The organism is Microbacterium sp. F1-18, assembly GCF_052921305.1.
Genome location: NZ_JBREVD010000001.1, coordinates 731657 through 744716 on the forward strand (window position 1 = coordinate 731657; position 13060 = coordinate 744716).

At 71.2% G+C, this 13060-nt stretch carries 13 protein-coding genes; 7 read left to right on the forward strand and 6 right to left on the reverse strand.

Annotated elements, in window-relative coordinates:
- The first annotated feature begins 10 nt into the window (after positions 1 to 10).
- Positions 11 to 649, forward strand: a complete 639-nt coding sequence (locus ACU6RU_RS03395) for a metal-dependent transcriptional regulator (RefSeq protein ID WP_120263628.1) — start codon at positions 11 to 13, stop codon at positions 647 to 649.
- 15 nt (positions 650 to 664) lie between these two features.
- Here the strand turns inward: ACU6RU_RS03395 and ACU6RU_RS03400 are convergent, their stop codons facing one another.
- Positions 665 to 1627 carry an SDR family NAD(P)-dependent oxidoreductase gene (locus ACU6RU_RS03400; protein ID WP_120263629.1) on the reverse strand — a complete coding sequence of 321 codons (963 nt, stop codon included), beginning with the start codon at positions 1625 to 1627 and terminating at the stop codon, positions 665 to 667.
- Positions 1628 to 1669: 42 nt separating this feature from the next.
- Here ACU6RU_RS03400 and ACU6RU_RS03405 point away from each other — a divergent pair, with 42 nt between their 5' ends.
- Positions 1670 to 2479: an HAD-IIA family hydrolase gene (locus ACU6RU_RS03405; RefSeq protein WP_120263630.1), complete on the forward strand. Its 810-nt coding sequence runs from the start codon at positions 1670 to 1672 to the stop codon at positions 2477 to 2479.
- 109 nt (positions 2480 to 2588) lie between these two features.
- A complete protein-coding gene (locus tag ACU6RU_RS03410; protein WP_446725899.1) occupies positions 2589 to 2774 on the forward strand; it encodes a hypothetical protein in 186 nt (61 codons plus the stop codon).
- Between the two features lie 382 nt (positions 2775 to 3156).
- Here ACU6RU_RS03410 and ACU6RU_RS03415 read toward each other — a convergent pair whose 3' ends face one another.
- From ACU6RU_RS03415 to ACU6RU_RS03425, 3 genes are all read right to left on the reverse strand, one after another.
- Positions 3157 to 4248 (reverse strand): alkene reductase, encoded by a 1092-nt coding sequence (locus ACU6RU_RS03415; protein ID WP_446725900.1) that lies wholly within the window; start codon positions 4246 to 4248, stop codon positions 3157 to 3159.
- 209 nt (positions 4249 to 4457) lie between these two features.
- Positions 4458 to 5036, reverse strand: a complete 579-nt coding sequence (gene pyrE / locus ACU6RU_RS03420) for an orotate phosphoribosyltransferase (RefSeq protein ID WP_120263634.1) — start codon at positions 5034 to 5036, stop codon at positions 4458 to 4460.
- Between the two features lie 40 nt (positions 5037 to 5076).
- On the reverse strand, positions 5077 to 5571 hold the full coding sequence (locus ACU6RU_RS03425; RefSeq protein WP_120263635.1) for a metallophosphoesterase family protein: 495 nt from the start codon (positions 5569 to 5571) through the stop codon (positions 5077 to 5079).
- A gap of 182 nt (positions 5572 to 5753) precedes the next feature.
- On the opposite strand from ACU6RU_RS03425, the gene ACU6RU_RS03430 reads away from it, so the two are divergent.
- The 3 genes from ACU6RU_RS03430 to ACU6RU_RS03440 are packed head-to-tail and all read left to right on the forward strand — an operon-like array spanning position 5754 to position 8626.
- Positions 5754 to 6593: an exodeoxyribonuclease III gene (locus tag ACU6RU_RS03430; protein WP_446725901.1), complete on the forward strand. Its 840-nt coding sequence runs from the start codon at positions 5754 to 5756 to the stop codon at positions 6591 to 6593.
- Positions 6594 to 6650: 57 nt separating this feature from the next.
- On the forward strand, positions 6651 to 7937 hold the full coding sequence (locus tag ACU6RU_RS03435; RefSeq protein ID WP_120263637.1) for a sensor histidine kinase: 1287 nt from the start codon (positions 6651 to 6653) through the stop codon (positions 7935 to 7937).
- A gap of 50 nt (positions 7938 to 7987) precedes the next feature.
- Positions 7988 to 8626, forward strand: a complete 639-nt coding sequence (locus ACU6RU_RS03440; protein WP_120264432.1) for a response regulator — start codon at positions 7988 to 7990, stop codon at positions 8624 to 8626.
- Positions 8627 to 8634: 8 nt separating this feature from the next.
- Here the strand turns inward: ACU6RU_RS03440 and ACU6RU_RS03445 are convergent, their stop codons facing one another.
- Together ACU6RU_RS03445 and ACU6RU_RS03450 are read right to left on the reverse strand one after the other, a co-directional pair.
- On the reverse strand, positions 8635 to 9966 hold the full coding sequence (locus tag ACU6RU_RS03445) for a hypothetical protein (RefSeq protein WP_446725902.1): 1332 nt from the start codon (positions 9964 to 9966) through the stop codon (positions 8635 to 8637).
- A 73-nt stretch (positions 9967 to 10039) separates the two neighbouring features.
- A complete protein-coding gene (locus ACU6RU_RS03450; protein WP_446725903.1) occupies positions 10040 to 11851 on the reverse strand; it encodes a glycoside hydrolase family 15 protein in 1812 nt (603 codons plus the stop codon).
- Between the two features lie 129 nt (positions 11852 to 11980).
- On the opposite strand from ACU6RU_RS03450, the gene ACU6RU_RS03455 reads away from it, so the two are divergent.
- Positions 11981 to 13024, forward strand: a complete 1044-nt coding sequence (locus tag ACU6RU_RS03455) for an ABC transporter substrate-binding protein (protein ID WP_220700904.1) — start codon at positions 11981 to 11983, stop codon at positions 13022 to 13024.
- Positions 13025 to 13060: the final 36 nt, after the last annotated feature.

Here is a 13060-nt window from a genome sequence, read left to right on the forward strand (position 1 = left end):
AACCTGGAGTGTGCCCTCCCCCGCCGTCGACGACTATCTGAAGACGATCTACCACCACACCGAATGGCAGCCGTCGCCCATCACCCCGTCGCAGCTCGCGGCGATGCTCGGGCTCGCCCCGTCGACCGTCACCGAGATGGTGCGCAAGCTCGCCGCGCAGGACCTCGTGTCGCATCGCCCGTACGGCCCGGTGGCGCTGACCGAGACGGGCCGCCGGCGCGCGGCATCCATCATCCGCCGCCACCGGCTCATCGAGACGTGGCTCGTCCGCGAGTTCGGGTACGCCTGGGACGAAGTGCATGACGAGGCCGAGGTGCTCGAGCACACCATCAGCGACCGGCTGCTCGCGGGCATCGCCGAACGGCTGGGTGATCCGCGATTCGACCCCCACGGCGACGCGATTCCCGACGCCGACGGCGAGGTGCATCGCGAACCCTTCGTGCTGCTCGCCGAGGCCACGATCGGCCACGAGGGCCGCATCCTCCGCGTGAGCGACCGCGACCCGGGGCTCCTGCGAGCGCTCGAGGAACGCGGCATCGACGTCGGCCACACCCTGATCGTCAGCGGGCGCGACAGCGTGCAGCTCGACGGCGGCGGCTCCGTCATGCTGCCGCCCGGCGCCGCCGCGGCCATCTGGGTCACCGCCTGAGACCGGCCGGCGCGATCAGTTCTTCGCGCGGGTGCGGCTCGCCTTGAGGTACGGCCAGGGCGTCCGGGTGGTGTGCTCGCAGTACGACCACAGCCGCGCGGCGATCTCCGGGTCGCGCGTGATGGCCGCGGGCGTCGCGACACGCGGCTCGCCGCGCAGCACGCCCGCCGGGCCGTAGAACTCGCCGCCGGCGGCATCCGGATCGACCAGAGCCCGCACGAGCGGCCAGGCACCCCGTTCCTTCGACTGCGTGACGGCGACCTGCAGGTTGTCGGTGAAGCGCGTCATGCGCGTGGGCTCGTTGATGCCCACGATGCCGCGGGTGCGTCCGCTCGTGGAGTAGCCGGGGTGGGCGACCAGGCTCTGCACGGGCACGCTCGCCGCCCGCAGGCGCTCATCGGCCTCGAGGCCGAGCGAGGTCGTCGCGACCTTCGACTGCACGTATGCGCGCCAGGGCGAGTAGTCGCTCTCGAGCTCGATGTCGGTCGGGTCGTACTTCCAGATCGAGGTCGACACCGACCCCACCCAGACCATGCGACCGCGGCCGGCGGCCAGGGCGATGAGCAGCTCACCGGCGAGCGCGTAGTGACCGAGCACGTTGGTGGCGAAGACCAGCTCATGACCGTCGGGCGTCGTGCGGCGCTGACGCGGCGGGTGCACGACCCCGGCGTTCAGGAGCAGGCCGTGCAGGGGTTTGCGCCCGCGCGCGGTCGCCGCCGCCGCCCGGACCGAACCCAGGTTGCTCGTGTCGAGCAGCAGCGTCTCGACTGAGCCCACCCCTTCGGGAAGCGCCCGGCCGACGGAGGCGCGCGCGGTCGCGAGGCGCTGCGGGCTGCGCCCGGTCATGATGACGTGGGCCCCGGCGGAGGCGAGCTGAAGCGTCGCGAAATAGCCGAGTCCCGCGTTGGAACCCGTGACGAGGTACCGCTTGCCCGACAGGTCGGGCAGCTTGCGGGGATTCCAGTCGTCGTGGGCCACGAGTGAAGACTACGGCCGGATCGCCACGGCTAGGCTGGGACCATGCGGACACGCGCCGATATCGAGTGCTGGCTCACGGACATGGACGGCGTTCTCGTCCACGAGAACCACCCCATCCCGGGGGCGGCGGAGCTGCTCGCGCAGTGGCGCGAGACGGGCACGCCGTTCCTCGTGCTGACCAACAACCCCTTCTTCACCCCCCGCGACCTCAGCGCGCGTCTCGCGCGGTCGGGGCTCGAGGTTCCGGAAGACCGCATCTGGACGTCGGCGCTCGCGACGGCCGACTTCCTGCGCTCGCAGCATCCGGGCGGCTCGGCGTTCGTGATCGGCGAGGCGGGGCTCACCACCGCCCTGCACGAGGCCGGATACATCATGACCGAGACCGACCCCGACTACGTCGTCGTGGGCGAGACCCGCAACTACTCGTTCGACGCCATCACGAAGGCGATCCGGTTCATCAACGCCGGAGCGCGGTTCATCATCACCAACCCGGATGCCACGGGCCCGACGCCCGAGGGCGTCGTCCCGGCGACCGGATCGTTCGCGGCCCTCATCTCGCATGCGACGGGCAAGAGCCCGTACGTCGTCGGCAAGCCGAATCCGATGATGTTCCGCTCGGCGATGAACCGCATCGGAGCGCACTCCGAGAACACCGGCATGATCGGCGACCGCATGGACACCGACGTCGTCGCGGGCATCGAGGCGGGCTTGCACACCGTGCTCGTGCGCACCGGGATCTCGGACGACGCCGAGATCGAGCGCTACCCGTTCCGTCCCGACGAGATCCTCGACTCCGTCGCCGACCTGCTCGACGCGGAGCCGTACGAGACCGAGGACCCGGGCATCCTGTGAACGAGTTCGAGCAGAACCTGCTGCTGATCAGCGTCGCACTCATGCTGACGACCACCCTCGTGGTCGTCATCGTGCAGCTCGTGCGGAGACGCGGCGGGGACGACGACTGATGTCGATCGTCCTGGCGCTCACCGGCCTCGCGGTGCTGCTCATCGCGCTCGTCATCTTCGTGCGCAACCAGCGGATCGGCACCGACGGCACCAACCGCGGGTCGACCCGGCGCGGCATCATCCTGCTCATGTTCTTCGGCCTGCTGCTGGGCCTCGCCTCGCAGCTGCCCGTCTTCCGGGGCTGAGCCCGGGGCGGTTCGGTCGAGGACCGCGGTCGCGGGTACCCGCTCTCGTCTGCCATCGGGCCGCAACCCGCGTCGGGCTCGGCGTGCCGATAGGCGTGCCGTGCCGATAGGCGTGCCGCCAACAGGCTCACAGCCATCGGATGCGGTCTCGGAGCGCGCGACATCCCCTTCATCCTGTGGACGGAACAGAGACGACCGCCCGTGCGGCGTGGAGCCCGGCCGCCGGCCGGCCGCGCGCCGCACCGACATCGGCACCCACATCTGACCCGAGGCCCGGCCTTCCCGTTCCGCGCACAGGCTCAGCGGCATCCGGAAACTCCCGGGCCCGCAGGCCTCGCTGCTGAGCCTGCGCACGGGACGGGCAGGACGAGCCTGCGGCCGCTCAGACCGCGCCGGCGCGCACCTCGTCGAGGAACGGGTAGTCGGTGTAGCCCTCAGCGGTCGACCCGTAGAACAGCTCGGGACGCGCCTCGTTGAGGTCGGCCCGCTGCTCCCACCGTGCCGCGAGGTCGGGGTTGGCGATGACGGGGCGGCCGACGGCGACGGCATCCGCCCAGTCGGCCGTCACGAGCGTCTCGGCCTCTTCGCGGGTCGTCGGCGACCCGAAGCCGGAATTGAGGATGAAGGGGGCTCCGGCCGTACGGCGGATGTGCTGCACCAGGTCGCCGGTCGGGTCGGCGCTCAGCACATCGACGAACGCGAGTCCGAGCGGGGCGAGCCCCTCGGCGACAGCGGCGTAGGTCGCGTGGGCATCGGCGTCGTCGTGCTCGAGCACGCCCTGGATGTTGTGCTGCGGCGACAGCCGGATGCCGGTGCGGTCCGCTCCCGCAGCCGCGGCCACGGCACGCGTGACCTCGATCGCGAAGCGCGCACGGTTCTCGGGCGACCCGCCGTAGCGGTCTTCGCGAACGTTCGAGACGGGCGAGAGGAACTCGTGCACGAGGTATCCGTTCGCGCCGTGCACCTCGACACCGTCGAGCCCGGCCGCGCGGGCATTGCGCGCCGCCTGCGCGAACTGCTCGACGACCTCGGGGATCTCCGCCTCGGTCAGAGCGTGCGCGATCGGCATGTCGGCCTTGCCCTTCGGCGTGCGGGTCTGCCCGGGGGCCGCCAGTGCGCTCGGGCCCACCACCCGGTCGGCGCCGGTGATGTCGGGGTGCGACACGCGGCCGCCGTGCATCAGCTGCATGACGATCGTCCCGCCGGCCTCATGCACGGCCTCGGCGATGCGCCGCCAGCCCGCGATCTGCTCGTCGGTCTGAATGCCGGGCTGGCCGGGGTACGACTTGCCTTCGACGACGGGCCAGGTGCCCTCCGTGATGATGAGGCCCTGCCCCGCACGCTGGCGGTAGTACTCGACCATGACGTCGGTGGGGACGCCGTCCTCGCCCGCGCGGGTGCGGGTCAGCGGCGCCATCACGACGCGGTTCGAGAGGTTCAGGGCACCGAAGACGGCGGGCTCGTACAGGCTCATACCTGACCGCAACCGCCCCGACCCCGCGCGCTATTCCTCAGCGCGCTGGTTCGCGCACCGGTTCGCTTGGCAGCTCCCGCCCCGTCGCCCGGGCGGCACGCTGGTTCGCTTGGCAGCGCACGCCCCATCACCCGGTCGGAAGGGGCGGATGCTGCCAACACGAGCACTGCGGAGCACGCGAAGCGTCGCGCGAAGCGCGGCGGAGCCGGCTACTGCGGCGCGAGACCCAGGTCGTCGAGGTCGATCGCGGCGAGCCACTGCAGGCCTGCTGCCTCGACCGCAGCCTGCGCGCCGGTCTTGCGGTCGACGATGACGGCCACCGCGACGGGCTCGGCGCCCTCGCGCCGCAGGGCCTCGACGGCCTTGAGCGCGGACTGTCCGGTGGTCGAGGTGTCTTCGACGACGACGACGCGCTTGCCCGCGACATCCGCCCCCTCGATCTGGCGGCCGCGACCGTGGTCCTTCGGCTCCTTGCGCACGACGAACGCATCGAGGGGATTCCCCGCGCGAACCGACTCGTGCATCACGGCGTTCGCGATCGGATCAGCGCCGAGCGTGAGCCCGCCGACGGCGACGACGCCGTCGATGTCGGAGATGAGGTCGAGCATGATGCGGCCGATCGCAGGCGCAGCACGGTGGTCGAGCGTCAACCGGCGCATGTCGACGTAGTACGTCGCCTTCTTGCCGCTCGAGAGGGTGAAGTCGCCGTGGAACACCGCCTCGTCCTTGATCAGCCGGATGAGGTCCTGGCGGTCGGCTTCGAGCTCGGGCGTGCCTGCGACGGTCATGCCCCCGATTCTACGAGCGGAGCGGCCTCACCCCCGCAGCTCAGACCACGACGAGGTCGACGTCGCGCAGCTCGCCCGCGTCGACCGTGAGCGTGATCAAGGTCTTGTGCGGCTGGCGGCGCCGGTCGGTCGGTGAGCCCGGGTTGAGCAGCCGCAGTCCGCGCGGGGTCGTCGTGTCCCACGGGATGTGGCTGTGACCGAAGACGAGCACGTCGTCATCGGGGTAGGCGGCATCCATCCGTCGCTCGCGACCCGTGGCGGCGCCGGTCTCGTGCACGACCGCGAACCGCACCCCTTCGATCGTGCGCCGAGCCACCTCGGGCAGCCGGGAACGCAGGTCGGCGCCGTCGTTGTTGCCCCACACGCCGAGCACCTCGCCGTGCCGTTCGAGCTCGTCGAGCACGGATGCCGCGACCCAATCGCCCGCGTGCACGATCAGGTCGGCTGCGTCGGCCGCCGCGAGCACCGCATCCGGCAGCATCCGCGCCCGTCCGGGGACGTGCGTGTCGGCGATGAGCAGCAGTCGTGTAGCCATGCCCCGACGGTATCCCCCGGATGCGGGATGCCGGGATGCAAGGGATCGTGCGGGACGCGCCGCAGCGAGAGCCTCCCCGCCGGGGTGTCGAACACGATCCCTTGCATCGCGGCACAGGGCACAGGGCACAGGGCACGGGGCACCGGGCGGGTGAGGTCCGGGGTGCCGAATAGGCTGGAGGCATGCGTCTTGCCACCTGGAACGTGAACTCGATCCGCGCTCGCGTCGACCGCATCGTCGGCTTCGCCGTGAACGAAGACATCGACGTCCTGGCGATGCAGGAGATCAAGTGCAAGCCCGAGCAGTTCCCGATGGAGCAGTTCGAGGCGGCCGGCTACCACGTCGAGCTCCACGGCCTGAACCAGTGGAACGGTGTCGCGATCGCCAGCCGTGAGCCGATGACCGACGTGCAGATCGGGTTCCCCGGCATGCCGGGCTTCCTGAAGGGCCACGAAGGCCCCGACGCGCCGCTGGAGGCGCGGGCCATCGCCGCGACGGTCGGCGGCGTCCGCGTCTGGAGCCTGTACGTCCCGAACGGCCGGTCGCTCGACGACCCGCACTACGTCTACAAGCTCCACTGGCTGCAGGCGCTCGAGCAGTACACCCGCGACACGCTCGCCGCCTCGCCGGGTCTGCCCCTGGCCCTCACCGGCGACTTCAACATCTGCCCGACGCCCGAGGATGTCGGCGACCCGACCCTCGTCGAGGGCGTCACGACCCACGTTTCTCCGGCCGAGCGCACAGCGTTCCAGGCTCTGCTCGACGCCGGGCTCGCCGACACGGTCCGCCCGCTGGTTCCCACCGGATTCACCTACTGGGACTACAAGCAGCTGCGATTCCCCCGCAACGAGGGGCTGCGCATCGACTTCATCCTCGGCTCGCCGGCTTTCGCCGACGCCGTCACAGGAGCGGCGATCCACCGCGATCAGCGCAAGGGCGAGGCGCCGAGCGATCACGTGCCTGTCGTGGTCGACCTCGACCTCGACGGCGACGACGATGACGACCGCCCGATGATCTTCTGACCGGCTCCCCCGCTCGGGGGATGCTGCGGATCCCGGGCGGGCCGTAGCGTGGAAGGCATGTCCGTGGCCACCTCCGTTCCCGACGAGCGTCTCGCTCCGACTCCCGAGCAGCTGCGAAACGACCTCTGGCTCGCCGCTGCGCTGCTCGTGAGCGCGATCCTCAGCACCTGGCTCGGCAGTGTCGCGCGGGTATGGGGCGACGATTCGCCGCACCTCGGGTGGGGTCTGGTCTACTGCGCCGCACTCACGGTTCCGCTCGCGCTGCGCCGCCGTCTGCCCGAAGTCGCCCTGATCGTGGTCGCGATCGTCTACTTCGTCGGCATGTCGGTGCACATCCCCGAGATGTACGTGGGCAGTATCGCGCTCTTCATCGCGATGTACTCGGTCGGCGCGTGGGTCGTGGACCGCCGGCGAGCCATGATCGTGCGCGTCGTGGTGATCATCGGCATGTTCTTCTGGCTGCTGGCGGCGATGTTCCAGGCGGCGAGCGAGCAGGGCAGCGACAGCGCCGCGGAGTTCTCGCTCTTCTCCCCCGTCGCGGCGATGATGATGCTGCAGTTCCTGTTCAACGTCGTGTTCTTCGCGGGCGCCTTCGCCTTCGGCGAGCGGGCCTACGCCGAGGCGCTCAGCCGCGAGGAGCTCGAACAGCGCACGCGCGAACTCGAGCGGGAGCGTGAGATCACCGCGGCTCAGGCGGTCGCGCTCGACCGCGTCCGCATCGCGCGCGAGCTGCACGATGTCGTCGCGCACCATGTCTCGGCAATGGGAGTCCAGGCCGGGGCCGCCCGCACCGTGCTCGACCGCGACCCCGACGCGGCGCGACGCGCGCTGACCGTCGTCGAGGAGTCGGCCCGGGCGTCATTGACCGAGCTGCGTCAGCTGCTCGAGACGCTGCGGACCCCGGATGCCGTTTCCCCGCACGACTCCACACTGCGCCTCGATGCGATCGCCGAGCTCGTGCGGTACTCGGAGGAGAACGGGATGCCGACCACGTTCAGCGTCGTGGGAGAGCCCGTCGCGGCATCCGAGGTCGCTCAGGTGAACCTGTACCGCATCGCGCAGGAGGCGCTCACGAACGCCCGCCGCCACGGGGGGCCGGAGGCTCGCGCCGATGTCCGCCTGCGATTCGACGGCGACGAGATCGAGCTCGAGGTCGCCAACGACGGCCGCGTGCGGTTCGGAGCGACTCCGGGGCTCGGACTCGTGGGCATGCGCGAGCGCGCAGCCGCATCCGGCGGCTGGCTCGAGGCGGCGCCGCGGCCGCGCGGCGGGTTCCTCGTCCGAGCGCGGGTTCCCGTCGGTGCACGGTCGCCGGAGCCGAGCGTCGAGGGGGTTCTCGCGTGAACGACAGCGCCAAGTCAACCTCCGTGGTGCTCGTCGACGACCATGCCGTCATGCGGGCCGGCTTCCGCATGATCCTCGAAGCGAGCGGCGACATCGCCGTCGTCGGCGAGGCGGGCGACGGCGCCGAGGCGGTCGAGACGGTCGCCCGCCTGCAGCCCGACGTCGTCTTCATGGACGTCCAGATGCCGATCCTCGACGGGCTCGAGGCGACCCGTCGCATCGTCGCCGACCCTCGCAACTCCAGCGCGGTCGTCGTCGTGACCACCTTCGACCGCGACGACTACCTGTTCCAGGCGCTGCAGGCCGGCGCCAGCGGGTTCCTGCTGAAGAACGCCGGGCCCGAAGAGCTCACCGCAGCCGTCCGGGTGGCCGCCGCCGGCGATGCCCTCCTCGCTCCGGAAGTCACGCGCCGGGTCATCGAGCGCTTCGCAGGCGGCCCGACCGACCCGACGTCCACGGTTCGCGAGGCGCCCGCCGCACCGCCGTCTCCCGCCGACCACGGCCTGACCGAGCGCGAGGCCGAGGTGCTGCGGCTCCTCGCGCGGGCGCTCAGCAACGCCGAGATCGCCCGCGAGCTGTTCATCGGCGACGCGACGGTGAAGACGCACGTGTCGAACATCCTCATCAAGCTCGGCGCACGCGATCGGGTGGCGGCCGTGGTCCTCGCGCACCGCAACGGCTGGGCCTGACCGCCGCGTCAGGCGGGGTCGGACACGGGCGAGAGCGAGGGGCGCGGCAGCGGCACCGAGATGTTCCGCGCGGCGCGTGGCACCGCGACACGCCAGAGCGCCTGGATGCTCCAGACGAACAGGGCGACCAGAAGCACGTTGCGGGCGAGGAGCAGACTCGCCGCGAACGGATCTGCGTGGACGAGCGGCATATAGAAGATCGGGAAGACGAGGGTCGTCAGGAAGCTCGTCACCGCCATCCACTTCGCCGGCGTCCGCCACCGATCGGGGTCGACGAGCAGGCCGACGACGACGATCGGAGCGAGCCACAGCATGTACTGCGGTGAGCCGACCTTGTTGAAGACGATCAACGCAGCCGTGAGGGCGAAAGCCCCCAGCACCACGAGGCGCCCCTCCGCGAGCTCGGCGCGCTGCGCGCCGGCCACCCACGTCATCCGGGCACGCACCAGCAGCAGGGCGATGGCGGCGAACGCCGCGATCATCAGCCACCCGACGACCTCACCGGCGGCCATCGCCCCGTGTCCGATCACCTCACGGGTCGCGAGCTCGTAGTTCTGCTGGATGCGTGCGCCGGGCATCTCCCAGATCGTCGCCCACACCCAGGGGGTCGCGACGGGCGCTTCGAGCTGCGGCGCGCGGGTTCCCTGGATGGTCAGGAAGCTGAAGAGGTTCGAGGCTCCCCCGGCGAGGACGACAGCGATCATGATGACGGCGCTCGCCGCGATGCCGCCCAGTGCGACCCACCAGCGGCTTCGGCACACCGCGACGACGGCGGCGGCGATGGCGGCGGGCCAGACCTTGATCCAGGTCGCCAACGCGATGAGCGCTCCGGCGACGACGGGACGTCGCGCCACCCAGACCAGACCGGCGATGGCGAGGGGCGCGGCGACCCCCTCCAGGCGCAGCATCGACACGGGCGCCAGGAGCAGGATGCTGAGCAGCCAGTACCACGCAGCCGGGTACGCGGAGCGCCGTTGCAGCCGGCCGCCGGCGATCGCGGCGAGCGCAAGCCAGTTGGCCCCCGCGAGCATGAGCAGCCAAAGGAGCTGATACAGGTAGGGGCCGAGTGCAATGGGGGCGACGATCGGCAGCAGCGCGCCGGCCGGGTACACCCATTCGAAATCGATGATGGGCCACGTGCCCCGCACGGCATCCTGCGCCCACTGCCGATACAGCGGCAGATCGCCTTCGGTGCCGCCGGCGATGATGAGCGGCAGGAGGGCCAGGATGTAAGCCGCGTGGAAGGCCACGAAACCGGTGACGAGACCTCGACGGGTCCGTCCGAAGGCCGCCAGCCGCTGGCGACGGGTCAGGCGGGGGGATGCCGGGAGAGACGTCACCCGGGCATCATAGGCCCCGCGCATATCCGCACGATGAACGATCTCGCGCCGTCCGTCGGCGGCCCGGTTCGGGTCAGCGGCGGTGCGCGGCGCGGCCGCCGTGGCCCGCCAGCGCATCGGCTGCACCGACGAGCGCGAGGTGCGAAAGCGCCTGAGGCGTGTTGCCCGCCTGCCGCCCGACCGTGACGTCGTACTCCTCGGAAAGCAGCCCGACGTCGTTCGCGAGCCCGCACAGCCGGTCCATGAGCCGCGTCGCGTCGTCGGTGCGGCCGGTCGCGGCGTACTGCTCGACGAGCCAGAACGAGCAGGCGAGGAAGGGGTGCTCGGTTCCGGCGAGGCCGTCGACTCCGGCTTCGGTGCCGTAGCGCATCACCAGACCCTCGCGCAGCAGGGTGCTCTCGATGCGTGCGACGGTCGCGAGCATGCGCGGATCGTCGGGAGCGCAGAATCCGACCGCCGGGAGCAGCAGCAGCGAGGCGTCGACCTCGTCGGTGCGGAAGTGCTGCGTGAAGTGACCGCCGGCGGCATCCACGCCCCGCTCGTCGATCTCGGCGCGCACGCGGTCGCGCAGGGTGCGCCACGTGGCGGGGTCGCCGGTGAGCCCGTGCTCCTCCACGGCGCGCACGCCGCGGTCGAGGGCTGCCCAGATCATCGCGCGCGAATGGGTGAACATCTGCGGCTCGCCGCGGATCTCCCAGATGCCGTGGTCGGGGCGATCGAGCCAGGCGACGACCTGATCGAGCAGCGCCCGTTGCAGCGCCCACGAGAACGAGGTCTCGGTGACACCAGCGAGGCGCGCGGCTTCGAGGGCGACCATCACCTCGCCGATGACGTCGGCCTGGTACTGGTCGACCGCACCGTTGCCGACGCGCACCGGCGCGGATCCCGCGTAGCCGGGCAGGCTCTCCAGCTCACGCTCGGGCAGGTCGCGCTCCCCGGCGATGCCGTACATGATCTGCACGTCGGCGGGATCGCCCGCCACCGCCCGCAGCAGCCAGTCGCGCCAGCGCGCGGCTGCCTCGAGGTACCCGTGCGAGATGTAGGCCTCGAGGGTGAGGGCGGCGTCACGCAACCACACGTACCGGTAGTCCCAGTTCCGCGAGCCGCCGAAGTCCTCCGGCAGCGAGGTCGTCGCGGCGGCCACGATGCCGCCCGTCTCGGCGTGGGTGAGGGCCCGCAGCACGAGCATGGAGCGCAGCACGCGGTCGCCCCACCGGCAGCCGTCGCGGATGCGCCGCGCCCAGGTCGTCCACCACGCGTGTGTGCGGTCCCGAGCGTCGTCGACGTCGAACGGCTGGGGGACGTCGCGGTACGACGGCTCCCACCGAAGCACCGAGTCGATCGTCCGCCCGGCTGTGACCCGGAAATCGCCGCGGTGCATGGTGTCGTCGGCGACGAGTCGGGGGCCGCGGAGCGTGACCGCATCGGGGCCGGCCACGGCGAGCAGAACACCCATCGGCAGGGCGTCGGAGGTGTTCGCGGCGCCGATCTGCCGCACCCAGGGCACGGCCCGCGCGTAGTCGAACCGCAACCGCACCTCGCTGACGAAGGCGACCTCTCCGGTGATGCCGACGACGCGGCGGACGACCGCATCGACACCGTCGAGGATCGGCATGAACTCGTGGACCTCTGCGACGCCGTCGGCGCACTCCCACCGGGTCACCAGGACGAACGTGTCGCCGTCGTATCGCCGCGTCGCGGTCGCGCCCGGGTCACGCGGCCGCAGGCTCCAGCATCCGTGCGAATGGTCGCCGAGCAGCGCCCCGAAGATCGAGCCCGAGTCGTAGCGGGGAAGACACAGCCAGTCGAGATCGCCCGTGTCGGAGACGAGGGCGGCGCTGCGGCAGTTGCTGAGGAGGGCGTAGCGCTCGATCGGTGCGGGCATCCTCGCATCTTCGCGCCCGGGCGGCCGATCCGCCAACACGGCGATTGGCGGTCGCTGGTTAGGCGAGGCTATCCTTCTGCCGTCCCCCGTGTCCCGAACCGGCGGATCCCCCGAACGAAAGAGTCACTCGTGCGTCATCGTCTCCTCGCCTGCCTCGCCGCCGTTCCGCTGGCCGCTCTCGTCCTCGCGGGATGCGGCGCGTCGGAGGTCGTCCCGGCCGGCGCGGCCGCCTCGGACGGGAACGGTGAGACGGCCTACCCCCTGACCATCGAGAACTGCGGTCGCACCATCACCGTCGACGCCGCACCTCAGCGCGTCGTCTCTCTGGATCAGAACTCGACCGAGATCCTGCTCTCCCTCGGCCTCGAGGACCGGATCGCGGGCACAGCCTCGTGGACCGATCCGATCCTGCCGTCGCTGGCCGAGGCCGATGAGACGGTGCCGCGCCTGGCCGACAACGCTCCGACCTACGAGGTCGTTCTCGGCGCCGACCCCGACTTCGTCACCGCCTCGTTCGGACGCCACTTCAGCCAGGGTGGCGTCGCGACTCGCGACCGGTTCGACGAGACCGGGATCGGCAGCTACCTCTCGCCGACCGATTGCGACAACGGGGTCAGCATCAACGGAGGCGGCACCCGCACGACCGCGCTCACCGTCGACGCGCTCTACCAGGAGATCAGCGAGCTGGGTCGGATCTTCGATGTGTCCGATCGGGCCGAGAAGCTCGTCGACGATCTGCGGTCGCGGGCGGAGGCGGCGACCGCGGGCATCGACGCCTCGGGAGCGAGCGTGGCCTTCTGGTTCGCCGACACGAAGACCCCGTACGTCGCGGGCGGGCTCGGATCGGCGGAGCTGCTCGCCTCGACGACCGGGTTCACCAACGTCTACGACGACCTCGACGACGACTGGCCCGCCACGACGTGGGAGGACCTCGTCGACCGCGATCCGCAGGTGCTCGTCCTCGGCGACCTGCAGCGCGACCGGTTCCCCGGCGACCGGCTCGACGACAAGATCGCGTTCCTCGAATCCGATCCCCTGACCCGGACGATCGACGCGGTGCGCGGTCAGCGCTACATCGCACTTCACGGCGCCGAGCTGAACCCCTCGATCCGCTTCGTCGACGGCCTCGAGAAGATCAGGCGCTGGCTGGACGAGCACCGGGACGAGCTCTGAGCGCGCGCACCCGCGGCCCCCTCGCCACGGCGACGC